The organism is Paenibacillus sp. FSL W8-0439 (assembly GCF_038008995.1).
Classification (GTDB): domain Bacteria; phylum Bacillota; class Bacilli; order Paenibacillales; family Paenibacillaceae; genus Paenibacillus; species Paenibacillus polymyxa.
The window spans coordinates 1,578,536-1,601,972 of sequence record NZ_JBBPAK010000001.1 but is presented as its reverse complement, the minus strand read 5'-3'; the positions used below and the strand labels follow the sequence as shown (position 1 = coordinate 1,601,972).

Here is a 23,437-nt window from a genome sequence, read left to right as displayed (position 1 = left end):
GCTGATTTGAAAACGCTCTTGGGATTTATGCAAAATGCTCAAATAGGAGGATTGGACAATGGATCGAAGAAAAGAACTAGTTCAGCAATACATGGAGATGAAGACAGAGGCAGGAATCTATTGTATTCGCAATACACGCAATGGGAAAATTTTTGTCGCTTCCACGCCGAATTTAAAGTCGCTGAATGGACGGCGTTTTGAGCTGCAAATGGGTGGATTTAAGAACAAACCACTACAACAGGAATGGAATGAATATGGCGAAGATTCGTTTGAATTTGAAGTGCTGGACGTTTTGAAGAAAAAAGATTCGGAATTCTTTGATGTCAAAGATGCACTGGCAAAGCTGGAGCAGACCTGGCTTGATCGACTCCAGCCTTACGGAGACAAAGGATATTTATAAACTTACTGCTTTACGGGAAACTCCGTCCGAAGATAGCCAAAAACAACAGCGTCAACAAACTGACCTTTTTCATAGAAGTAATCTCTCAGGTGACCCTCTTTAGTAAAGCCACTTTTGAGCAGCAGCCGTCTGGAGCCTTCGTTATCTGGATCAATGAAGGCTTCTATACGGTGAACCTGCGGCAATTGAAAGCCATAATCCACTACCGCTCTCAACGCTTCTGTCATCAGCCCTTGTTGCCAATATTCCGGCGCCAGCTCATAGCCAATTTCAATACGAGAGTGCTCCTTCTGCCAGTTATGAAATCCAATTGTACCCACCACCTGCTCAGGAGCTTCTTTTAACGTAATTCCCCAACGAAAACCCGCTTGCTTCTCGTATCTGGTTAGCATGGAACGAATAAATTTCTCAGCTTGCTCTACCTCCGTAAAACTTTCCAAATCATAATATTTTGTAACCTCATCTCTGGAAAAATAGGCAAATACATCCCTCGCGTCTCCTAATGTAAGCTGTCTTAAACGAAGCCGATCGGTTTCCAGAATCGGAAACGTTTCCATTGTCATCATTCATCTCCTCCTTCACATTCACAGAACCTACCTTGTCAACCACCAGCCGATCCCCACCATCAATCCATTGATGAAGAATAATGCGATACATGCTCTCCACTTGTTGATTTTACTTGTTTGAAAAAAGCCGGTTACCGTACTACGGCACATAAACAATGTAAACAATAAATTCCAAATAATACGCATACCATATTTAACATAGTATAGAGCAGGGCTTAGCTGCACACCACCTAACATTGGGGAGACATCGGGAATAAACAGAATTGCACACGCATAACGCATGGTCTCATATGTAAAATAAAATAATGCCAGCCACCAAGCCCACTTCTTACCGAACAACATACCAATACCGGCAGCCGTTCCTGCCAAGCCAAGCAACGCGATAAACCCTTGAAACATGCCTCTGCACATGCCTAATAACGTAGAAGCCTCATTTAGTGCATTGAGCGTCAATAGCTGTGTCACCAACAGCAGTGCTCCATTAAAAATTAGTAAAATAGCTGCAATGCTTACACCTAAAGGTCGTTCGAAAACCACGTTCGTTACATAATCTTCTACTTCTTTTTTCGTATACAAATCGGACACTTCTTCTACTCTCCTAACCCAATTATATACCTCCATTTTGCGGCGGGCATAATAACAGTGTGTTCTCGCCTCATTTCCATATATCGGCTTTTAGGAAAATATGGTTTAATCTTCCCTGAAAAATTCCGTTATCTATACAATAATTTATTATTCAGGGCAACTATGCTATCAAATTAACGTCATGGGAATCCCGATCATTAACAGAATCCCAAATAGAGTAATATCTATCCTTATACTACCATTCCAAGAGTGAATCTGACAAATGATTGATACTAGCACTTATGAATGTATACGCGTTATTTTCGTAGCTCTGTAACCTTTAGAGGACTCGATATACTCTACTTGATACCCCATTCGGGCATCCAAAAGCTCTTCCATGAATAGGAGACATGGACTGTAAATAAAGCTCCCTCCTGGCCGAATGGCTCTAAGCAATTCCATATATTTATGAGCGTACTCATGAATATTACCGTCTGTCTTCAGATGATGATGTATAAAATGATTGGAGAATGCCATATGTGAAACGATCGTTCCCCATGTACTTTCTTCATAAGTAGTCGCTAACCAATCTCCTCGGGTGATACAACCGTCTGTTTCAGCCAGCCGATCTGTTCCGTATGCCTCAATTCCATAGGCACGTAAATAAGTAACCAACCGTGCCTCTGATCCGCAGCCAACATCTAGAACAGGCTCTTGCAAACGAGCAATGTCCAATCCTAGCAGATTCGCTTGCAACTCCGGCGTATATTCCTCACAAGGTATCCAAAAGGTATACTCACTCTCTGCATACTTAGCGAACACTTCACGTCCATTGGTACGAGTTAAAAAATCTCTCAAATGCCCATAATGCTGCTGGAGCAGTAAGTCCAGAGTTGCCCCTGCTATAGACTTCTTTGGGAACAGCTTTTCAATCCGGGTGAAGAATCGATCATACAGCTCCGTAAGCTCCCTCGCATGATCTGTGTGAAAATGTAGATACTGATTGGTATTTACAAACTGGGACAGTATTTGGGCCGCTACATCCTTCACAAAAACATGATACGTATGCTGGCGCTTCAAGCTTTGAAGCATGAGGATCAGTTCCGAGCTTCGCTGCGTCAGCCAGTACGTCATTTCCGTTGATGGTCCTAACAGAACAGAGCCCTCGCGCATATAAAATAAACTCCGATGCTGATTATGCAGGAGTTGACCGTTGATAAGATTATGAAGTTGAGCTACTGTCATACTACTTCCTCCTTAAAGTCCAGAACATTAAAGCCCCACCCAAGCCTAAGTCATGCTGGGTTTGGGTAGGGCCAGCTTATTTTCTGAGTATATCATTATGGAAATTCGGTGCTATTGCAGATTCTCCGTCTTTACATTTGAGGATAAAGGAATATTCAAGTCACGAACCCCTTGGACTACCAAGCGGGCTATTTGCTCCGCACCATACTCCTGAAAATGTGTATCATCCTTCACGCCATCAGGAAATGCAGGAAACACACCTGGCTCCAAATGTAAAAACAGTGGAAGTGTTCCTTCCAGGCCTAGTGTATCATAGTAGGCTACACTCAATTGACTAAGATTGATCAGTGCTACCCCCGTCTCTGATGCTGTTTCCTTCATCGCCTGCACATATTCCGGGAAACTAATCCGAAACGAAGCACTTGCTGCATCATAATCGCGGCGGCCTACAGGAGTAATTAGCACAGGGATCGCACCGCGTTGGGTGGCTCCTTGGATGTACGTTTTCAAGTAAACTTTATAATCGGCAGGTGAAACATAACGCTCCTGATTATTGATCGCGGCATCATTATGCCCAAACTGTATGAACAGATAATCTCCTGGACGGATATTCCGTAAAATATCATCTAACCGCCCTTGAACCAAAAAAGTCTTCGTGCTACGTCCACCAATAGAACGGTTCACAAAAATAGTCTCATCTGTAAAAAATGGAGCAATCAATTGCCCCCAGCCTGCCTGAGGCTTCATCGAGGCTTTATAAGTTTGAACCGTAGAATCGCCCGCCAGGTATACGGAAGGATGTTCTCCAGCCGTTCGAGCTTTATTGGGAGTGATAACCAAGGCGTTGATCTTCGCTTCATTTCCTGAGAAATACAATTCTAGCTGACCGTCGATGAGTGCAAGCTCAAACGCAGCCTCAACAAATTGTCCTGCTGTTTTGGTGGTAGGTTCTACTTTAACAATGGATTCGGCTTTAACCGTAATATCCGTGTTTCCGGCAGTATCTCCGGCAATTAGAGAAAGCGTGTAATCCGCAGGTGGTAAATTGACGACAAAGGATGAGCCTTGAACACGCACAAAATCTGAGCGGATAGCATCACTTCCACCACGGTTCTCTTCATTTACCTTGGAAAGATCGGTAAATCCATAGCCACGCTCAGGCGTGTAAGCATCCTTAGCAGTGACCTGAGTGTAGCCGTCAGCCACATCCCCAGGACCAAAATCAAAACGAAGAGGCGCCGCAAGCTGCTTTTCCGCTAATGCCTGCCCTGGAATAAGTATGGTTGCAAACAACAAGCTGAACCCTACGCATAACCCAATCATCTTACCGAACGACCTGTGATGCTTTCCCTTTTGTTTCAAGCGCAACCCTCGCTTCTCAGATTATTTGAGTGGTTTGTCATCGTCCATACGTCTATTGATCCCCACCAGCCTTTGGCAGCCTTGGTCCAGTACCCAGGATACCACAATACCAACCGTGTACCTGATCAGATCCACGGTCAGAAACCCTTTGCCAAGCACTAGGCCGCCCAGGGTGGTCGCCCGAATGTGGTTAATCCAAGGAGCCTGGTACATCTGACTGAATTCAATAGCGAAGCAAAACAGCACACTGCCCCACAGGGCTACAGACAACTGACGGTTCACCCACAACATTCTCAGCCCAAAATAAATCATGCATGCCCACAAGGCATCCCCAAAGTGATTGGCAACGAATGCAGGTAACTGGGTGGAGAAAGCCCTGCTTCCCAAGCCCAACAAGATCATGACCAGCACGGCAACCAGATACGCAGCGCGAGCCTTCCAGTGGAACTTTTCCTTTATTTCCTGATTAATTCCCCTACTGCTGCTCTTACGAAATTTTCTCATACTAAATTACCTTTCCTAACACCGGAAAATACCTACCAAACTTCTAAAACTTCGTAAAGCATCCTCTAGGGATAGCGCTTGCAAGATTGCTGAACCTTAAGCTGATGTCACATTGTATGCACACCAACTTGTCTGTATTTTTCGTCATATCATGAATCATAATAAGCCCCCGCAATATCATACAATCGCTTGCTAAAATTCAACACCACGCACCTTGGCAAAAACCATTTGGTGTGCCATGCTTCCCTCTTCATCATACTCGACGTTTCTTAAAATTCCCTCCAGTGTAAAACCTGCACGTTCTGCTACCTTGGCGCTGCGCGTGTTTCTAGAATCACAACGAATCTCCACCCGATTGGCATGCAAATGCTGTATGGCAAAATCCGTAATACCGTGCACGGCCTCGGTTATAATACCTTTGCCAGTCCATGAGGTTCTGAGCCAATATCCAATTTCAAATCTTCGTGCATCCCAATCAATACGATGCAGACCGCTGCTGGCTACAAATTGTCCCGAAGCCGTATCAAATATATACAGCACCATGTCGGATCGATCCAGGAATTTAAGTCTGGCTTGGCGTGAACGGATTTCAGATTCCTCTACCGTAGGGAGATTTCTCGCAAAAGGAAGCCAAGGCCGCAGCTCATGTACACTCTCGCGTATCGCCTCATTGACCGCCGCACCATCGCCCCATTGCGGAGCGCGTATAGTCAATCGCTCCGTCTGGAATTGTTCCGGGAATGATAACAGAATAGGATTCGGTTGCTGCTCGATACTCATGATGCTCCCTCCTCCATATTCGATGGATAACTGAGACGATCCAGCCAGCCAGTGATTTCTCGTAGGCTCTGAATCTGATGATCAGGTACAATGCCTGCTTCATTCCACGTCATAAAGCCTTCCAGCCAAATGGTATGCAATCCTGCACTTTGCGCCCCACGAATATCATTTGTCGGATGATCGCCTACATAGCAGGCATGACCAGGTTCGGCAATGTCCAACTCATGCAGAGCCAACTCGAAAATACGAGGATTAGGCTTCTCGACGTTGACTCCGCCTGATACAATAATGGAATCCACATAATCTCTCAGCATCACTCGGTCAATCTTCGCCTGCTGTGTACGGAGTGAACCGTTGGTAATCATACCAAGCTTCAAGCCCCGAGACCGCAGTTCAGACAGCACTTCCTTCGCTCCGTCCATCAGGACCGTAAATTTATGAAATTCACCATACCAAAAGCCCAACATCTCCTGTACTGTCGTATCGGGATTTTTCAGTTTCAGGTCTGCATGCAGCTCCGTATACAGCTCCCTTTTATCCCGGTAGCCGTCCTGATCTGCCAGACGTATTCGTTCAATGACCGCCGCACGGCTGGCCGGTTCTTCTGCCACAATAAATCGTTCTATAAACCGCTCCGTATATGCCGCGAATGCCAGTTTGCGGTGAATCAGTGTATTATCCAGATCAAAAATAATGGCTTCTATAGACATAACAAGCTCCTTTCTGTCCGTAAATTTATACCGATCAGCTCGAAACAAATTGAATAACTCCGATCATAATAAGCAAGAAAAAAATAGACAAGAAAATGATGATCATGTACTTTAAGATTTTGCTGGAAGTCGACTTTTGTTCCAGTTTGGTCTCGATCTGGGTCAACCTTTCTTTGATTTCTTCCAAATCCTGCTCCAACTTCACCTTAGTCTCTCCTTCCTTTATCTCGACTTATTTAATTTCCTAACGATTCGGCGATTCAGCTACATAAATCACTCCAAAAGCGAACTGTTTTTACCGCCTCAAAATTAATCTGTTCGTAAGTCTTCTCCCCAAATTCCAGCTTGAAATACTCCTGCAAACTTTCTCCATACACGATAATATCCGTTTGATACACTGAAAATACCGGATTTCCTTCTTCACATGGCTGCTCTGGGATATATCGGTGACCATAGACGGGGATCAGCTTGGGCACACGCAAAAACTCACGTTTACATGTATCAACGGCTTCCTCCAAATCTGTTGGTCTTTCTCCCCATTCGGAAGGCCAGAACATATTCTGTTCTACATCAAAAATCATACCTTCAAGCGGCCAATTCAGCCTTTGCCGAATGACACCCATCCGCTGTGGTGACGTATCTCTCCATGGGATGAAGCTTTTACCGACTGGAAGAACGTTCATCAGCAGCTCTCTTAAGTCGGGCGGAAATTGAATATCATACCTGTCTTCGACCTCAGTAATCTCCTGGGTGGATAAGCCTGGGGTTAAGGTTACATCGTCTTTACGTAATAAATCGATAATATAAGCGATATCCATCTTGGCTTGAACACCTCCATTCGCTGTCTGACTGCACCTTCTGATTGATTTCTAGCAGTTAGTCTAGCGGATTGGTCAAGAGGCCTACCAGACTTGTAACTTCAACTTCACCGACTCGGCGTGGGCCTTCCATAAAATATCCCCTGGTTCCTACATGTATCCGGTGTCGGTGTACCTTTTCCCTCATTTCTCCAAACAAAATCCACATTCTTGCCTGACCTTCCCGGTGAACCGGGTGCCTGGTATCCATGATCAATTGACCCTCTTCATCTTCAAACTCAGGATGTATTGCATAAATTCCCGTTGTTGTAATATCGTCGCCCTCATAGGAAAAATCGCAGCGATAACCCTGAATAGGCAGTTGTTTCCTGCCTCCTTCTTCCGGTGTGTAAAATCGATATTCTACTATAAAATCGTGCGGATGCTGCCTACTATGTTCATAGGGATTCCACATTTCATATCATCCCCTCTGGTCTTTCCCAAAAATATGTACTTCCTTCTAGTGTAATCCAATAGGAAAAGAAATCCAAGACCTATCCGCAAGACATTGCTGAATAAGCTTGGATGATATGAGAGTCTTTTTTTCAGAATATATGACTTTTATACTTGCTGTCCGTTCACCTGAATATCTACGTCTACCTGCTGTCCCAGCCAAGCCCGCATGTGATCCCACGAAAAAACCTGCTCCATGTGAAAAACACCATATGGAAGTTCTGAGCGATACAGAGCAAGCGCTGCAAAGACGGCAGCTTTAGCAGTTAAATCAGACTGATGATGTCCCCTTAGCCTGCATTCGACCCTCGTCTCCTTACCATTGAGAGTTCCTTGGGCGTCTACCTTGACCGCTACAGCATTTCCTCCAAAATGCACCTTGCCAAAGCTGCGAACTACTGCCTCACGAACCGTTGGCAGTCGGAGCAGACCTGATATTCCTATTGTCCGAAGCCCTGCCAGAAGCCAAGTGGTCAATCGCGAATCGAAGCACAGGCGTGTGCTGACCGTAGGAACATCAAGTGTACGTGGAAGTGTCTGTTGATCCGAAAAAGGAAACCGATACGCCCGATGACGACCCACTCCTGCACCAAAGTCTGCCACTATGCCGTCGGTAAAGCTTCTTCGAGTCACTGGGCGTCCCTGTTCTATCACCTCCAAGTCGGTATGAATCTGATCTACAGTCCACTCAATCGCAGCCTGACCGTGTCGATCACCCAAGCCCAGCATCAATGATATGTTCAGCTCATCCGTTTGATCCATGAGCTGTGTCGCTTGCAATGCCAATAGATTAGTTAGCCCTGGAGCTAATCCTACACTTAGCAGCGCAGTGGCCTGATAAGCTCGGGCCTCCTGATGACACTGCTCCACCTGACTCAAAAAGGCCGCATTTGTAGTAATATCCATGTAATGCACGCCATGCTGAAGACAGGTGCGTATCAAGGCTGTATTGTCCTGATCCAGACACATAATAATCATTTTGGCTTGCTTTAATATCGACGGGTCCAGCGGTTCATGAATATTAAGCTGCAAGGGTCGTATCTTGCCATTCGATTGTTGGCTGAATGCAGTGGCACGTTCCAGACTGCGGCCCGCGGCAAATACCTTGCCGGGGAACATTTCACTTAACTCTGTACATACAATTTTTCCAACATGGCCATACCCGCCAATAATGATGATGTTATCCTTTGTCATAAGCCGTCTCTCCCTCTTTAACCGCAAACCATGCATTTACTAAAAAAGCACCATAATACCGGGTGATGTGGGTAAAGCCTGCATCTATCAACAGTTCCTGAATTGCTGCATTGGACACCGGGTTTGACTCGCGACCGATGGAAACAGCGAATCGCTCCCAATCCTCCAGTGAAATACCCTGACTCAGCATATGACCTTTCCATGCCTGCATTTGGATGGAAAAAGAAGGCTCCTGCGGATTCCCATTAATAGAAGCTAGACAAAAAGGTGCGCCCGGCTTGAGTCGAGCGGATATCTGGCGCAGCAATGCCTGTTTACTTTCCAAGCTCTGAAGAAAATGAAGCACCAGTAGGCAGGTAGCAGCGTCATAGACTGGTTCATCGGATAATTCTTTGCAGTACTTTTCGTGCTGTTCTTCAGGCGATTCTCCAGACAACTCTTCCAACGTGCCTGTAACAAATGATATTTGTGAACCGATGCCCGCTTGTGTCACACGTTGACGTGCCAAGTCCAGCATGTGCTCAGAGGGATCAACTGCCGTAAAGGACCATGCCTCATGCTGCCCTCCGAGCGTAATCAATTCCTGACCGCCCCCGGCTCCGACAATCAGCACATTCGGATCGATATTCCTGTTATGAGCCTGCGCTTCAAGCTGTGCGGTTATCAAACAATCTGTCATCTCATACAGATGGGTGTATCCAGGTATTTTTAAAGCAATCGTATCCGCATATTTATGTACATTCGGATGATTCCAGCTCATAGGTTGATTTGAGTCGGTATTTCCAATATGGGGTTGTTTCATATGTGCTCTCCTCCAAACATTTAGCCTTGATCTTCAACGACCATTCATTTATTGTAGATTTAATTAAGAATCATTCTCAATTATAAAGACAATACGAATATCCACCATCCCATAAATATGGGATTTAGGAAGAGGCACTTTAAGAATCTCCAGCTTTCACGATAGGAGTAAACGATGAACGCACATTATACTCAATTTGCACAGCTTAAGAATGATCAACAACCAATCATGGAAATGGGAAATAAATCACCCTCATCTCCTACATACAAGCACACGCTAATCGATTGCTTGCGTACTCAGATTTCTTTTGATGCGGCATGCTGTACCTCAGTAGATCCACGAACGCTGCTTTCCACGGGTGCATTTACGGAGTCGGGTGTAGAGGACATTCATAGCAAACTGCTAGAATACGAGTATCTGCACGATGATATCATGAAATACGATCAATTGGTGCGAGAAGGACAGCCTATCGCGACGCTTCATGGATCTACACAAGGCCAGCCGGATCGCAGCACACGTTTTAGAAATGTTTTGCAACCCGCTGGATTCGGCGATGAGCTGCGTATTCCATTTATGTACAAAGGAAGCTGCTGGGGATTTCTTACGTTGTTCCGCCACTATGGAAAGCCTGTATTCAGCGCGGAAGAGCAACAACTGCTTGAAGCGTTAGCGCCATCCATAGCCTACCATCTGCGTCAAACCAGTGTCGGTGTATCTCCAGCCCCCGCTATGGCTATGGAACATGAACTTGAGCCAGGTGTTCTGACGCTTTCCGCCCAACTAGAACCCCTCTCGTCCAATGCAGTTGCAGAGCAGTGGCTAAAGCTGCTTCGGCAGCAGGAGGGAATCCATGAGGACGAGCTGCCGGCCTCTGTTCGGGCGGTAAGCTTGCGAGCGCTATCCACTTCTACTGCACCAGCCAGACTATGTATCCCTTCCGCAGACGCTGAAACTCCTTGGGTCACGATCAGAGCCACTCTCCTGCAAGGCGGACGCGAGCATATGGGCGAGAAGCAACTGGCCGTATGGTTTGAGCCTGCTAAAGCAACGGACATGTTGCCGCTTATGGCTGAGATCTACTCATGGACTGAACGAGAGAGACAGCTTGTCCGGCTCATTGTCCAAGGCTTTTCTACCAAGGAACTGGCAAGTGCACTTCATATTACGGCCTACACGGTGCAGGATCATCTGAAAGCCATTTTCTTGAAAACAGAGGTAAGCAGCCGTCGTGAGCTAGTATGGAAGGTATATTCCAGATTCAATTAATTATGTAAAAAAGACAGATGACCCGATTAAGGATCATCTGTCTTAGCATCACTGCTCTATTGAGACGCAAGAGTCTTATTTCTGCGAAGAGGATTTCGTATCATCGTATGATACTGGTGAGGGCTTCGCAATCCATTCATCAGCCTCAGGCTCGATATCCACGCCATTGTCCAGCTTCGTTTTCTCCATCAAGGAATCTCCGTCCTCGTTCTTCTTGTTGCGGATTTTCGCTTCGTCTTGAGTGTGGTCGCTCATGTTGATTCCTCCTTTTTTAATTTCATCTGATGGTTGTACCTTACTCATAATTACCCATTGCCGTCCTGTACAAACCTCTACACCACCAGATGCCCTTTTTTCTCCGCCGGTCCAATGGTCGCCTCAATGCCAGCATTAAACTCCAGAAAGTCGCTCTCTACTCCATCACTAAAAATAACTCCATTCTCCGGCATCTGCGAAGCAATTCGCAGCGGTCTTTCAACGGCCACCTGCCCAAACACCAGCTCCGCAGCAGTCGTCCGACTGGGGAATGGTTCTCTCACTGTAAAATAAAGCGAGGGCGAGCTCCAGGTTGCACGATGATCATGCCCCATTCCTTCTACTGTCCCTTCCTGGCTGAAAGCAGCATCTGACATCAGGTGATCTGGAGTCAGCGAGACCGGATGCCGTGTAGCACTGCCGACAATCCCGGCCGCTCCAGCCAGCACACTGGTCAGCCAGCCCGTCGCCCCCAACCCGGTGGAAACAATAATACCGCTGGACGATTGCTGCTCTACCTGATCCTCCAATCTCAGCTCATATCTCGCAGAAACATGAGTTTTGCGCCCGATGAACAAATCGTTCACAGCATATATGGATTGGCCATCATTTAGTTGGGCCTTAGCCAGCGTAACCTCCTTAATCGGCCGTCTGTGCACGAACACATCCGGCACCACCCAGCGCAGATCAGATACAGTAAACGGCAGCAATACCCCATCCCAGCGCAATGGATCTGGATTTACGCCAATTAGCGGCTGCTCGGTCAAATATTTTAACGTGTTGGCTACCAGCCCATCCTGACCCAGTACCACCACCGTATCCTGCTCACCAAAAATAAAGTTCGGCACATGTTCCCGCTCCACAATCTGGACACGCCCCAAGGCCGATAACTCGGACGTCGCCGTTGCCACCGCCCTGCGGTAATTTTCATCCTCCAGCACATAATCACTAAAATCCGCACCCAGCCGTTCCATAAAGAAGCGAGCCTGCTGCACCGTATTGTAACGAACAATCAGTTCCTCCAGTCGCGTTTTACGCTTCACCAAAATAATCTTCTGCTCAGTCATTCGGCTGCTCATCGTGATCTTCCTCCAGACCCTCTCGATCCTGCTGATCCACTTGTTCCCGTATCTGACATGAGACCTTGCAGCAGATCAGGCGTAATATTCAACTGGCCGATTTTCCCTGCATTTTCTGCGAGTTCCTGAAAGGCGATCGCAATCAGCTTATCCGGGCTCATATCCATGTTGGCCATAGCTTGAAGTACGTTAGGCTCGACATCCTGCAACGATTTCATCACCGCTGTCAGCTCATAGGCCTTGGCATCGGCTTCGGCCTTTTTATTCGTTACGGTCAGCTCAATCAGTTCGCGCTTTTTCTCTTCCAAGGCCGTGTCAAACCGCAGCTGCTCCTCCTTCATCTCACTTTGCTTTTGCTTTACGGAACGCTCGGCATCCAGTTGGGTTTCGCGGATCTGCCTTTTTTTCGTCTCCACCGCAATTTCCGTATTCAGCTCATTTTCCTTTACACGGCGCTCCTGCTCAATGGATGCGTTACGACGCTCATACAAAGCATGATCCGCACTGCGAAGAATTTCCTCTCTCGCCTGCGCTTCCAGCGCTCTCATCGTCTCCTTATTTGGTAAAACCGCCAAAATGGACAGCCCCATAACCTCAATGCCCAGTTTCTCCATTTCAGTATGCTGAGCAATATCCTTCGTCATGTTTTGGGCCAGACGTTCACTGGACTGAACCGCTTCTTTGAGTGGAACACGTTCCAGATACTTTTTGGTAAGCACCTTGGCAATGTTAATCACCCGTTGGGCCAGCTTGCTTGGATCGTCCGAAATGTAGCGTCGTTCCTTCAAATCATACGTGTAGTTTAAAATCTGCGTCGTTCTGCGGTAATCCACAATCCGATAAGTCAGTTGCCCCTGCACGGTCACCGCCTGGAAATCATTTGTCATATCTTCAAACATAAACGGTACATCAATGGAAGAGACAGGCACGACAACGACCGAGGTGGTCGGCGCGTAGTAATAAAAAGATAACCCAACACCCTCTCGAACCACCTTCCCGTTCTTCACCTTCATGACATACTCACTGGGCTGAAATTTAACAAAATTAAATCCAAACATCGTCGCTTCCTCGCTTTCTTTAGAGTGTTCATTTTTATTATTTCTCAATTGTTATTATCAATTTGTTATTAACAATAAAATAACACAGATAATCCATAATATCAATATGACATTTACAAAAAAAAATAAAGGCCGCTTCCTCTCCGATACGCTCGGTTAAAGGAAACAGCCTCAGATTTCTTGCAATTTATTTTATAAGAGCACTTTCAAAAATTTTATACCTAACTGCATATTTACATAGAATCAGCAGCAAAACGAACCGCTCTGCTAACCAAGACCGGCAACACAGATATATGACCTTCGTCTGCAAATTCCCGGAACTCTACGTGTAGTCCTAGATCGTCCCTAGTCATTAAACGCGCAGCTAAGTCCCTGGCCTTTTCCTGCATGCCACTAAAATGTCCAGTCTCTAACTCCCCTACAGCAATCAGCAGCTTTTTATTCCAATGCTTCTGCGCAATGGAAGCTACAAACTGCTTCTCTTCAGCCATAATAACTTGTCCTCCCCAGTGTATAGACGGACTTCCCGCCACATACACCTGAAAAGAGTCTGGTCTTGTAAACAGGGTATGCAATACGAACAGTCCTCCAAGCGAATGCCCGAAGATCGTCTGTCGGTTGCGGTCGATAAGAAAATCACGCTCGATCATTGGCTTAAGCTCATCTTCAATAAATGACAAGAAATGCTCGGCGCCCCCGCTTTCTTTGGAGGCATCTTCATTTGGCTTTACCGGAAGCTCCACAGCCGTCCCAGGCAGTGTAAGATCGTAATATCGTGAAGGGTGAAAGGGAGCCTCTGTTGGATAGCCTATTCCTACAATGATAGCTGGAACAACCCCCGTTTTGTCAGGTCGTCTCCCCTGAACGCGCACCGCTTCCACCATGGTTCCAAAAACAGAATTGGCATCCAGCACATAAATAACGGGATAGCCAGATACAGGAGGTTCCTCGGCAGGAATGGCAATATAAATATGATACTCACGGTTTTCAGCCTGCGAGTACATTACTCGATGCTGACTGCGAGGAACATACACAGCTCCATGTGCATCGCTGGAATGATAAGCTTGCGTAGATAGATCTTTAATGGGAACAACCTCCTATAGAACCTTAATTCCAATGAAATCAGGCCGTTTTTTTCATAAGCAAGACTACAAAATAAGGGACCCCGATCACCGCAATAATCAGTCCAACGGGAATTTCAGCAGGCGCAACCACCGTTTTAGCAATAAAATCAGATAACAGCACCAGTATCATACCGACCATACCGCATACAGGAATCACAAAACGATGATGAAGGCCAACAAGCCTTCTGGCGATATGAGGAGACAATAATCCTACAAAGCCTATTCCTCCAGAAACAGATACACAGGCACTCACCAGTCCAATGCTGGACAGCAGGAGAATAGACTTTTCCTTTTCGGTCGCAACGCCGAGACTTTTAGCTGTATGTTCATGTAATTGAAATAGATCCAGCACATACGATTTCAACCAAATAACAGGAATTAATATGACAAGCCATGGAATTACGGCAGCAACCAGCTTCCAATCAGCACTCCAAATACTGCCCGACATCCATACTGTCGCCATCTCGAAATCCGAGGCTTTCATTTTCAGCGACAGATATAAGCTTAAGGAACCGAATCCAGAGCCAATCGCGATACCTACAAGAAGCAGCCGCTGCGGGTCCAGACGACCTGCTTTCCAAGCAAATGAATAGATCAGCAGCGCAGCCAACAAACCTCCAATCAAGCCAAAAAAGGGCATAGCCAGCGCCGCAGTCCAGCCTGTCGTTTCCATTTGTCCTTGGTAAAAGAACATAAATATGACGATTGCTGCTCCCGCCCCTGCGTTAATGCCTAAAATGCCGGGATCGGCCAAACCATTCCGTGTAACTCCCTGTACCGCCGCCCCAGCTATCCCCAGACCCAAGCCGACCAAGGCCGCAATCACAATACGCGGTAGCCGAAAATCAAAAATCACCAAATCCAGCTGCGGAGTATGGTGGATACGGAACAATGTCTGAATTACTTCCTGAAGGGTCATGTCGAACTCTCCATGGGTCAGACTAACATAGGAGGCTGCTAAAATAAGTGCAGCCCCACCTGAAAATACGAACCACAGCCGTTTCACACTGATTTTACGCATGCTCTCCCCCTCCTTTTCTACGTATTAAGTACAGAAAGAAAGGGATGCCAATGACCGAGGTAACCACTCCAATAGGCGTTTCAAACGGATAATTAAGAAAACGGCTCAACACATCAGACATGCCCAAAAAAACACCACCGATCAAACCAGAGCATGGAATGACCCAACGGTAATCTACTCCGATTAAATATCGGGTAATGTGCGGAATCAACAAGCCAACAAAAGCAATTTTCCCTGCCAGCGCAACAGAAACACCTGTCAGCAATGCTACACAGAGCATCGCCCCCAACTTGACTGGTAATGCCCGCTGTCCCAGACCTGTGGCCACGTCGTCGCCCAAAGACAGTAGTGTTATTGGCTTGGCCAGCAGCATTGCTCCTACAATTGCCACAAGAGCAAAGGGAATTGCCAATTGAATCATCCCGGGGTCCATTTGGTGCAGACGAGCGTTAAACCAAAAGCTTACATTTTGCGATACATTAAAATAAATGGAGAGAACGGCCGACAGGCTGCTTAAAAACGTGCCAATGATCGTTCCCAAAATGGCCATACGAACCGGGGCAAGACCGCCGGGAATCATCCAGGCTAAACCGAATACTATAGCCACCCCCAGAGCCGATCCCACAAAAGAACCTCCAATCAGGCCCATCGAAGTGGAGTTCGGTGCAAGGATCATCATTAAGGTGATCACAAACGCCGCCCCATCCGACACCCCCATAATTGAGGGTGAAGCCAAGAAATTCCGCGTCATTCCTTGCATAATGGCTCCTGAAATCGCGAGAAAAGCACCGATTAATATAGAGCCGACCGCTCTAGGCAGACGCGAGTTTAAAACGACCTGATGGTCCACGTTTCCAGCATCAAAATGAAAAAAGGTAGCAGTTACCGTCTCCCATTCTATCGTCTTGGCTCCGTACATCACAGACAGCAGTAATGTTAGTACGATAAACAAGGGAGAGACGAAGATTACAAGGTAAGGAGAGATCAACTTTTTTCCCATGTTCCTACCTTTACTGCGAAAGTCGGTTCATAACCGCTTCCAAAAAGGCAAGTTTGCTCCATGAAGTACCACCTTGAGCATTGGGATCTACAATGTTGACGAAGGTTTTCCCATTCTTGACGGCATTGATACTGCTCCAAATCGGATTCTTCTCCAAATCTGCCAATGCCTGCGGCTGGTCCTTGTTCTCTCCTTCGGAGAATTGCACGAACAGATAATCGGGGTTCATATCAGCCAATTTCTCCAGAGAAACCGCCTCTTGTGCTTTAACTGTATTTAACTCTTCCGGTACCTTAGCTCCTAGATCAGCATACAGCGAAGGATTGAAATATACATCCGCAGGGTATACATACAGATTGCCTGTACGAATCCGTACCATGAGTACCTTTTTATTTCCCCATATTGGTTTGAGCTTCTGTTGGGCCGCCTCCGCATCTTGCTTGTACTTGTCGAGGATCTCCTTCGCCTTCGCCTCTTTGCCTGTAAGCTGTCCCAACATTAATAGATTCGCTTCCCAGTTCGTTGAAATATGGGATACTGGAACCAATGGAGCGACCTTCCCTAGCTGTTCTGCCACCGCAGGCCGAAATTTAGAACTCCCAAGAATCACATCTGCCTTCAGTTTCAGGATCGTTTCAGCGCTAGGCTGCATTCGGTCACCAACGTCTGCGGCTCCTTCCATCGCTTTTTCCATGAACTCAGGAAATTTTCCGCCCGAAGTAACCGCCCCAGTTGGTTTCACTCCCAGGACAGCTGCATCTTCCATCGCTTCCAGACTAGCTATAATAATATGATCCGTCTTGGCCAGCTTATAAGTCTTATCTAGATATGTAATCGTCTTGGCACTTTCTACGTCAGAAACAGACGTTTGTGTCGATGCATTGGTATTCTTTTGAGCTGAGCTATCCACCTCCTGCACCTTTCCACCACATGCCGTCAACAGCAAACTTGCCGATAATAAGGTACACATCCATATTGCAAACTTCTTCATAAACTGAAAGACTCCCCTCTATCTACTTGAATTTACAGATAATAATTATCATTATCATTGATAACTATTATCAATAGTAGGAGAGAAATCGGCGTATTGCAATATTTTTTCTAATATTTATTAAAAAGAGAGCTAGCTTCCCCTGGAATCATTGCAATTAGGAAGCATCAGCCTCCCCTGTTTTGTTGGATATCATTCACATTCCATTCTTTATAAAACTGCTCCAAATACATTTCCATCCATTGATGCCGAACCTCCGCCAGTTCTCGGGCATAAGGGGTATTCATTAAATCCTTGAGCTTGAGCAGCTTTTCGTAAAAATGATATATGGCACTTTTACCTGCGGCGCGATAATCATATTGTGAATAGTCTTGATCCGGATCGTGCATGATACTGCCTTTTGAGCCTGCATACATAAAGGTTCTTGCAATCCCAATCGCTCCCAGAGCATCCAACCGATCTGCATCCTGCACAACCTGACCTTCCAGCGTTTCCATAGGCGGATTTTGTCCACCATTGTAGGACATTGTAGCAATAATGGTCATCACGTGTGTGATCACATCCGCATCGTTTACATGCAGATGCAGCCACTGCTCAACTTTATCCAGCCCCGCTTGTTTGGATTCATTTAATTTTTCATCCGCTACATCATGCAGCAGTGCTGACAGCTCGCACACGAACGGATCTGCACCTTCTTTTGCAGCAATTTCAACAGACAGCTTCCTCACCCGGTCAATATGCCACCAATCATGACCACTGTGGTCATGCTCCAACTGCTGCTGCACATACGGCTCTGCCTTTTGAATAATATCTTCCATCATCGCTTCCTGCTGCTCTGTTCGTCTATTCATAAGTCACCTTTCAATCCCGTCCATATTTGCTATGTGAGGTTGGTTTATTTTTTTATATGCTTGTCCATTTGCTTAGCGCGAATCATCGAGAGCGCCTTACGGGCTGCCAGCTTCCCATTCGGACTTCCATGTTTCACTACTTCTTTTAATATTTCAATCGCTGGTTCATACTCATGATACCCCAATAGAATACATGCACGTTCCTGTACATACATATCTTCATCATCTACATAGGGAAGCAATGAATCCACCTCACTGACAGGTGTAATCGCCATTAAGCTGTAAAGAAGCTGGCACCTCACATCATCCTCCATTGATGAATCCTTTTCCAGTATAGCCTGCATTTCATGCATACAGCGAATATCTTCTGCTAGTTGTTCGGTGCTTATGTCGTTGTCAGACGGGTAATCCTTACGCATCTGTTCCCAATCCAGCTCTGGGTTTTGCTCCAACTCTGCAATCAGCGAAGCTGTACTTCGGTACCTCGGTGACAAATCTGTTTCCTCGTGATTGATGTAACATAATTTATATGCTAGTGGTCCCTCTACATATAGACCTACATAATTAGAATGATCATCGGTCCATAGCGGGACGATATGTTTGAACACCTCGATCTGCGTCATCCACTCGATACTCTCGGCAAGCTCCTGTTCACTTAGCAATCGTAGCTGAACCTTCCGCCCTTCCTGCTTCTTGCTATGGATTAGTAAAGCTTCCAGCGTATCGTCAGGTAGATCAATCGCTTGGCGTTCAAGCACCTCTTGTAAGCTCATTTTTCCACACTCCTAATCTTTTCTACTCCAAATCTATTATCTAATCCCTGAAAAGGACAGGCTATCTCCATTTTATTCTATATGTGTATGGTATCCAACCTTAGGTCGACAAGTCCGTAACTATGCAAAAAAAGAACCCCCTTAACCACATCAGCTGTAGTTAACGGAAGTTCTTTATTAAACTGATTCCCTTATTTTATTCCACGACACCAAGCTCGCGGTTTTTTTCCTTGAAGCGGCTGTTGTGAGAAGATACATATGCGGCTTTATCAGCTGTCGGATCAATGTACAACTTGGCGCTGTTGAGGGCAAGAGCAGCATCTGTGAACGTACCTGCAATCAGATACAGCTTGCTCCCGTACTCGACAAAATCGCCTGCAGCAAAAATCCCCGGTAGATTCGTTTCCAGCTTGTCGCTCACGCGGGCATGCCACTCTCCCATATCCAGTCCCCAATCTCGCAGGGGGCCGAAATCGGATTTTAGGCCATGATTTACGATAACTGCATCAACATTCAGCATCTCTATTTCGCCCGTATCTACATGATTGATCGTCACCTGCTCAATCGTTTCTCCGTTGTTGCTATGTAACTGACTTACCGCATAAGGTGTGAGAACACGGACCGAAGAGGACTTCATACGGGCTACATTTTTCTCATGTCCGCCAAAATGATCCCGACGATGTACAACTGTCACACTCGCCGCAATAGATTCCAGCTCATTCGCCCAATCTACCGCCGAGTTGCCTCCACCGGAAATCAGGACATGCTTATCCCGGAACGGCTCCAGCTCTTGTACGGTATAGTGCAGGTTTGTAACCTCGTAACGGTCAGCGCCTTCAATCTCCAGCTTAGCCATTTTGAGAATACCATAACCTACAGCCAGAACGATCGTACGCGTCCAATGCTGTTCCCCTGTGGCAGAAGTCAGCAGGAACGTACCATCTTCTTGCCGATCCATCCCTGTAATCTGTTGTCCCAATACAATGGTAGGCTCGAACGTTCGTGCCTGCTGCTCCAGCTGGTCAATCAGCTTTTCACATAAAATCGGAGTTACCCCTCCAACATCCCATATCATCTTCTCCGGGTATATGCGCATCCGTCCGCCTAGCTCATGCTTGGCTTCGATCAGCTTGGTTTTCATATCTCTCATGCCACTGTAAAACGCAGTATACATACCGGCAGGACCGCCGCCGATGATCGTTACATCATATAATTCCAAGGACTCTGTCACTCTGCAACTCTCCCTATCATAGCGTATTATGTCTGCTTCTATTATAAGTGATAATAATTATCAATATCAATTAAGAAATAAAAACATATCTGTGACAGAGGTATTAGTGACTTTGGAACTACGTTTATACAGTTATTTGGCTACTGCTTTCGTTAATCTTGTGGATTAGGCAGGGATTGCTGCACTATTGCACGCAATGCTTTTTCATTCAGCCCAGTCTGTACAAATTGAAAACGGTGACCTGCCAGCCTCTGAACTCGATCTATGATCTGACCCAGATGATAAGCCGTATGCTCCACCACATGGTAAACGTCATACATATTTATATCGCCTGTGTTGTCCAATGCTGCACAGAAGGAAGAAAAAGCATCTTCAACTTCCTCCATAAGCTGTTCTTTGTTTTGCACTGAAGGCTTGAAGCTATCCTCCATACCTTGCTTGTATGTAATCGTCGGATCCATGAGTTTGACTGCATTTCTACGCACATGCACCATTATATGATGGACAATTCCTCCAATACTGTTCTGTTCCGCTTCACCAGTGCCCCATAACATGGTTTCATCCAAAAGCTGGATGCATGCCCGCAGCTTAACCAAGTATTGATCGTACATTCTGTGCTTGGATATGATCTTAAATTCATGCATGGAAGAATTCATATGTTCATTTCCTCCTTTATCTTTTCAGGTGTATTTTTTGAAAAAGTCACTTCCGTGGATCATCCAATATCGTTCAGCAGGAGGGACCTCTTCCAAAAAGTTCAGATATTTCCCTTTCCACCCCACCGGGACATAGTGTTCGAAAGAAGCTGGCTCTGGAAATAGGGAGTAGAGAACTTTCTGGTCAAAATCAACATACAAAGCAGGACAGAATTCCAACACTTCATCCTTATGCTGGATTGCTTCATCTAGCGTTTGGAGCATTGTAGTGAGTTCTCCCGCAGCCACCTTATACTCACAGATGTGTTCCAAAAATGCTCCGGCTGTGGTCTCATCCAAAATAGCGATGCCAAACCGTTCCTCCATCTCGGTATTCAAAAACCAATACTCTCTTTCCGTCACATACCAATTCCATTGTCCCAGAAACATGACACCGACAATGATATTTTGCGCATATTCAGGCCATATTTTCATAAGTTTTTGCGTTCCCCTCCCTCACTTACAGCTCGATCCAAAAACGGTTTACACAGTTGCCATCTTCCTCTATGTAATCCTTGTCCTGTATTCCGCCGTTTCGCAGAATCGTTCTTTTGGAACTGATATTATCGGAGTCGCATACGACGAGGGCTTTGGAAATACCCAACTCTTTTGCTTTGCCCAATGCTAAGGCCAGCATAGTCACAGCGTACCTGTTCCCTCGTGCAGAAGGACGGATACCATAACCGATATGACCGCCAGCGTTTAACAGATGCTCATTAAGATCATGACGGATATTCACTACTCCGACGACCTGATCATCTGCATCCACCAGCCAGTAGGTCGAACTTTTAACCCAGCCTTCAGACAAGCCAATTCCATTTTTCTGGTGACTTAAAAGCGTCAGCATACCTTCAAAATCATACGGTTCTATAGAAATCACCCAAGGCACCATATGCTCCTGGCTTTTTTTCCATTCCTCATAAAATGAAAGATAAGCATCCTTCCAGCCCTGCTGCGGCTCAATCAATCTGACGCTCTGCATCCTACTCACCGCCCCCTCATTAAGCACTCCATGTATCTACTAATGGTCTCGTCATCTCTACACCCCATAGTTCTTCATCGTTGCTTCCAATGTTTCATCCGTATCCGCCAGCCACACGGAGCTAACCTCAAACGTCCCTGGCTCGAAAAACAATGGGAATCTCCGCTTAAACCAATCCTGCATCGGCAAATGTAGTGCTTCCTTCATATCCACCCACAGCAGTTCCCCCTCAGGGGGATTTTTTAATAGCTCACCTTCCGTTGCTGTAGCCAAATAGTTAAAGACCATATATCTCAGCCCTTGCCTTGGATCGCAATATTCATCGATTCCTTTAAATACAATTTCCGTAACCGTTAAGCCTGTTTCCTCTTTTACTTCGCGAATGGCTCCATTCACAATGCTCTCTGGGAACTCTACTTTTCCTCCTGGAGCAATATAACCCGGAAACCCCTTTCGATTGGGTCTGTTCATTAGCAATACCTTGTTTCCATCTTGAATCATGCACATGGTATATATTTTGTGTGTCACTTCTGTACTCAATCCGATCATACCTTTCTTTATTCACATTCTCTATGATCTAGCTTTTAACTTACTCACCGACATATCTTGGTTGAATATGGTATTCACCATAGAACGATTACAGTCCCTCGTCAAACAACTGTAGACCTATGATTTCAAAGGCGACACCGTCACCCGCTTTAACGTGGATATCACCATTCAATTCGTCAGAATCCAAAACAAACGTAGCCTCTCCTACAACAATCTCCAGACAGTCTATCCCGCCTGCTTCGCCTTGTATCACTTGTTGTATCATCCCTTGAATCCAATAGTCACCTAGCTTTGGTTGAGGTTGAACAATGCCTGTCTTTTCCGTAGGCCTCAGTCTTCTGAACCCTTCTATACTGGATGGAGAAGTCTCGACCGAAATGACACAGCCGGGAATTAACTTTTCCAAGCTTTGTTCATACGGAACAACATACGCATATCCCGAGGTCTGTTCATGCCGAAAATATGTCCAGTAGCCGTATATCTTTTCCTCGCCAATATTACGAATGATAATCTTTTCATCTTGATTTACTTCCTTGATCTGTACGCGCATTTATGAAGTCCTCAGTAGATATTTTTCTTATAATAATAATGTTTAAAGCCTCTAGGAGCCTCATCAATGACACCGACTACTTCATACCCCTGCTTTTCATAGAATTCAGGTGCTTGAAAAGAAAAGGTATTCAGTTGTATCAAAGTACATCCTTTATCTCTAGCGATTTGTTCAATTCCACTAAGTAATTGCGAACCGTAGCCCTTTCCTCTATGACCCTGATCTACCCACAAAATATCAATCTCCACCCAGTTCCAACAAAGTACACTTAGAAGACCACCGATGACCTGACCTTCTCCATTTTTGAGCGTGAGATTAATCTCTTCATATTGGGTTTGAATATCTGCCGAGACGTGTTTTGCATTAAACTCAATCAACTTGTTTCTGACGAAACGAGCTTCATCCCTACTACTTCGACTCCATTGAGGTTCCAATGTCATGACTTAAATCCTCCAATTAGAATGTATAACAATCTATAAAATACTAAAGTTAAAAGCCTTCCATCTGCCCACTGTTATTTATTGTAATACTTTTTTAGGTTTAGTCACATGATTCATTTTGAATTAAATTAAAAC

The 23,437-nt window shown here is 45.7% G+C and carries 30 protein-coding genes; 2 read left to right on the top strand and 28 right to left on the bottom strand.

All coding sequences use genetic code 11. The features are described 5' to 3' along the window. Nucleotides 1-58: 58 nt before the first annotated feature. The gene (locus tag MKX36_RS06880; RefSeq protein WP_016820599.1) at nucleotides 59-400 is read left to right on the top strand and encodes a GIY-YIG nuclease family protein; all 342 of its coding nucleotides are present in this window, start codon (nucleotides 59-61) and stop codon (nucleotides 398-400) included. A gap of 2 nt (nucleotides 401-402) precedes the next feature. On the opposite strand, the gene MKX36_RS06875 is transcribed toward MKX36_RS06880, so the two are convergent. The 12 genes from MKX36_RS06875 to MKX36_RS06820 form a co-directional block, all read right to left on the bottom strand. Further along, nucleotides 403-963 (bottom strand): GNAT family N-acetyltransferase, encoded by a 561-nt coding sequence (locus MKX36_RS06875; protein ID WP_025364380.1) that lies wholly within the window; start codon nucleotides 961-963, stop codon nucleotides 403-405. Nucleotides 964-993: 30 nt separating this feature from the next. Beyond that, nucleotides 994-1,551: a hypothetical protein gene (locus tag MKX36_RS06870; RefSeq protein ID WP_016820601.1), complete on the bottom strand. Its 558-nt coding sequence runs from the start codon at nucleotides 1,549-1,551 to the stop codon at nucleotides 994-996. 279 nt (nucleotides 1,552-1,830) lie between these two features. Beyond that, entirely contained in the window at nucleotides 1,831-2,775 is a 945-nt protein-coding gene (locus MKX36_RS06865) for a class I SAM-dependent methyltransferase (protein ID WP_340864447.1), read from the bottom strand. Between the two features lie 111 nt (nucleotides 2,776-2,886). Next, nucleotides 2,887-4,098 (bottom strand): rhamnogalacturonan acetylesterase, encoded by a 1,212-nt coding sequence (locus MKX36_RS06860; protein WP_340866080.1) that lies wholly within the window; start codon nucleotides 4,096-4,098, stop codon nucleotides 2,887-2,889. 60 nt (nucleotides 4,099-4,158) lie between these two features. Beyond that, nucleotides 4,159-4,641, bottom strand: a complete 483-nt coding sequence (locus MKX36_RS06855; protein ID WP_025364377.1) for a ribosomal maturation YjgA family protein — start codon at nucleotides 4,639-4,641, stop codon at nucleotides 4,159-4,161. 192 nt (nucleotides 4,642-4,833) lie between these two features. Next, on the bottom strand, nucleotides 4,834-5,421 hold the full coding sequence (locus tag MKX36_RS06850) for a GNAT family N-acetyltransferase (RefSeq protein WP_340864446.1): 588 nt from the start codon (nucleotides 5,419-5,421) through the stop codon (nucleotides 4,834-4,836). Continuing rightward, entirely contained in the window at nucleotides 5,418-6,131 is a 714-nt protein-coding gene (locus tag MKX36_RS06845) for an HAD family hydrolase (protein WP_340864445.1), read from the bottom strand. The genes MKX36_RS06850 and MKX36_RS06845 overlap by 4 nt, the downstream gene beginning before the upstream one ends. A gap of 34 nt (nucleotides 6,132-6,165) precedes the next feature. Further along, complete coding sequence (locus MKX36_RS06840; protein WP_016820608.1) at nucleotides 6,166-6,336, bottom strand: hypothetical protein; 171 nt, start codon at nucleotides 6,334-6,336, stop codon at nucleotides 6,166-6,168. 55 nt (nucleotides 6,337-6,391) lie between these two features. Further along, nucleotides 6,392-6,949, bottom strand: a complete 558-nt coding sequence (locus tag MKX36_RS06835; RefSeq protein ID WP_016820609.1) for an SMI1/KNR4 family protein — start codon at nucleotides 6,947-6,949, stop codon at nucleotides 6,392-6,394. Nucleotides 6,950-7,007: 58 nt separating this feature from the next. Then, on the bottom strand, nucleotides 7,008-7,403 hold the full coding sequence (locus MKX36_RS06830) for a hypothetical protein (RefSeq protein WP_013370043.1): 396 nt from the start codon (nucleotides 7,401-7,403) through the stop codon (nucleotides 7,008-7,010). 146 nt (nucleotides 7,404-7,549) lie between these two features. Next, nucleotides 7,550-8,635, bottom strand: coding sequence for a saccharopine dehydrogenase family protein (locus MKX36_RS06825; protein WP_290408994.1), 1,086 nt, complete (start codon nucleotides 8,633-8,635; stop codon nucleotides 7,550-7,552). Further along, on the bottom strand, nucleotides 8,622-9,437 hold the full coding sequence (locus tag MKX36_RS06820; RefSeq protein ID WP_290408993.1) for a class I SAM-dependent methyltransferase: 816 nt from the start codon (nucleotides 9,435-9,437) through the stop codon (nucleotides 8,622-8,624). Before MKX36_RS06820 ends, MKX36_RS06825 begins: the two co-directional genes overlap by 14 nt. Before the next feature lie 174 nt (nucleotides 9,438-9,611). On the opposite strand from MKX36_RS06820, the gene MKX36_RS06815 reads away from it, so the two are divergent. Then, a complete protein-coding gene (locus tag MKX36_RS06815) occupies nucleotides 9,612-10,703 on the top strand; it encodes a LuxR C-terminal-related transcriptional regulator (protein WP_290408992.1) in 1,092 nt (363 codons plus the stop codon). A gap of 75 nt (nucleotides 10,704-10,778) precedes the next feature. Here MKX36_RS06815 and MKX36_RS06810 read toward each other — a convergent pair whose 3' ends face one another. The 16 genes from MKX36_RS06810 to MKX36_RS06735 all read right to left on the bottom strand — a co-directional run bounded on the left by MKX36_RS06810 (nucleotide 10,779) and on the right by MKX36_RS06735 (nucleotide 23,302). Beyond that, nucleotides 10,779-10,958, bottom strand: a complete 180-nt coding sequence (locus MKX36_RS06810; protein WP_013370039.1) for a hypothetical protein — start codon at nucleotides 10,956-10,958, stop codon at nucleotides 10,779-10,781. Nucleotides 10,959-11,035: 77 nt separating this feature from the next. After that, the gene (locus MKX36_RS06805) at nucleotides 11,036-12,037 is read right to left on the bottom strand and encodes a sugar kinase (protein ID WP_017426603.1); all 1,002 of its coding nucleotides are present in this window, start codon (nucleotides 12,035-12,037) and stop codon (nucleotides 11,036-11,038) included. Next, a complete protein-coding gene (locus MKX36_RS06800) occupies nucleotides 12,034-13,095 on the bottom strand; it encodes an SPFH domain-containing protein (RefSeq protein ID WP_016820615.1) in 1,062 nt (353 codons plus the stop codon). Before MKX36_RS06800 ends, MKX36_RS06805 begins: the two co-directional genes overlap by 4 nt. A gap of 233 nt (nucleotides 13,096-13,328) precedes the next feature. Continuing rightward, nucleotides 13,329-14,099: an alpha/beta hydrolase gene (locus tag MKX36_RS06795; RefSeq protein WP_123796980.1), complete on the bottom strand. Its 771-nt coding sequence runs from the start codon at nucleotides 14,097-14,099 to the stop codon at nucleotides 13,329-13,331. Between the two features lie 118 nt (nucleotides 14,100-14,217). Next, the gene (locus MKX36_RS06790) at nucleotides 14,218-15,240 is read right to left on the bottom strand and encodes a FecCD family ABC transporter permease (protein ID WP_290408991.1); all 1,023 of its coding nucleotides are present in this window, start codon (nucleotides 15,238-15,240) and stop codon (nucleotides 14,218-14,220) included. Further along, on the bottom strand, nucleotides 15,233-16,240 hold the full coding sequence (locus MKX36_RS06785; protein ID WP_126667009.1) for a FecCD family ABC transporter permease: 1,008 nt from the start codon (nucleotides 16,238-16,240) through the stop codon (nucleotides 15,233-15,235). Before MKX36_RS06785 ends, MKX36_RS06790 begins: the two co-directional genes overlap by 8 nt. Nucleotides 16,241-16,250: 10 nt before the next feature. Then, nucleotides 16,251-17,231, bottom strand: a complete 981-nt coding sequence (locus MKX36_RS06780; protein WP_123796938.1) for an ABC transporter substrate-binding protein — start codon at nucleotides 17,229-17,231, stop codon at nucleotides 16,251-16,253. A gap of 167 nt (nucleotides 17,232-17,398) precedes the next feature. Continuing rightward, nucleotides 17,399-18,082, bottom strand: coding sequence for an HD domain-containing protein (locus tag MKX36_RS06775; RefSeq protein WP_340864444.1), 684 nt, complete (start codon nucleotides 18,080-18,082; stop codon nucleotides 17,399-17,401). Between the two features lie 44 nt (nucleotides 18,083-18,126). Continuing rightward, complete coding sequence (locus MKX36_RS06770) at nucleotides 18,127-18,855, bottom strand: HEAT repeat domain-containing protein (protein WP_025364366.1); 729 nt, start codon at nucleotides 18,853-18,855, stop codon at nucleotides 18,127-18,129. A gap of 196 nt (nucleotides 18,856-19,051) precedes the next feature. After that, the gene (locus MKX36_RS06765) at nucleotides 19,052-20,086 is read right to left on the bottom strand and encodes an NAD(P)/FAD-dependent oxidoreductase (RefSeq protein ID WP_016820622.1); all 1,035 of its coding nucleotides are present in this window, start codon (nucleotides 20,084-20,086) and stop codon (nucleotides 19,052-19,054) included. A gap of 152 nt (nucleotides 20,087-20,238) precedes the next feature. Continuing rightward, nucleotides 20,239-20,742, bottom strand: a complete 504-nt coding sequence (locus MKX36_RS06760) for a DUF1572 family protein (protein ID WP_039268893.1) — start codon at nucleotides 20,740-20,742, stop codon at nucleotides 20,239-20,241. 24 nt (nucleotides 20,743-20,766) lie between these two features. Then, entirely contained in the window at nucleotides 20,767-21,216 is a 450-nt protein-coding gene (locus MKX36_RS06755; protein ID WP_025364363.1) for a hypothetical protein, read from the bottom strand. A 25-nt stretch (nucleotides 21,217-21,241) separates the two neighbouring features. Further along, on the bottom strand, nucleotides 21,242-21,763 hold the full coding sequence (locus tag MKX36_RS06750; protein WP_025364362.1) for a GNAT family N-acetyltransferase: 522 nt from the start codon (nucleotides 21,761-21,763) through the stop codon (nucleotides 21,242-21,244). A gap of 57 nt (nucleotides 21,764-21,820) precedes the next feature. Continuing rightward, on the bottom strand, nucleotides 21,821-22,312 hold the full coding sequence (locus tag MKX36_RS06745; RefSeq protein ID WP_025364361.1) for an 8-oxo-dGTP diphosphatase: 492 nt from the start codon (nucleotides 22,310-22,312) through the stop codon (nucleotides 21,821-21,823). Nucleotides 22,313-22,400: 88 nt separating this feature from the next. Further along, nucleotides 22,401-22,862 (bottom strand): hypothetical protein, encoded by a 462-nt coding sequence (locus MKX36_RS06740; RefSeq protein WP_025364360.1) that lies wholly within the window; start codon nucleotides 22,860-22,862, stop codon nucleotides 22,401-22,403. 11 nt (nucleotides 22,863-22,873) lie between these two features. Next, complete coding sequence (locus MKX36_RS06735) at nucleotides 22,874-23,302, bottom strand: GNAT family N-acetyltransferase (RefSeq protein WP_025364359.1); 429 nt, start codon at nucleotides 23,300-23,302, stop codon at nucleotides 22,874-22,876. Nucleotides 23,303-23,437 lie beyond the last annotated feature (135 nt).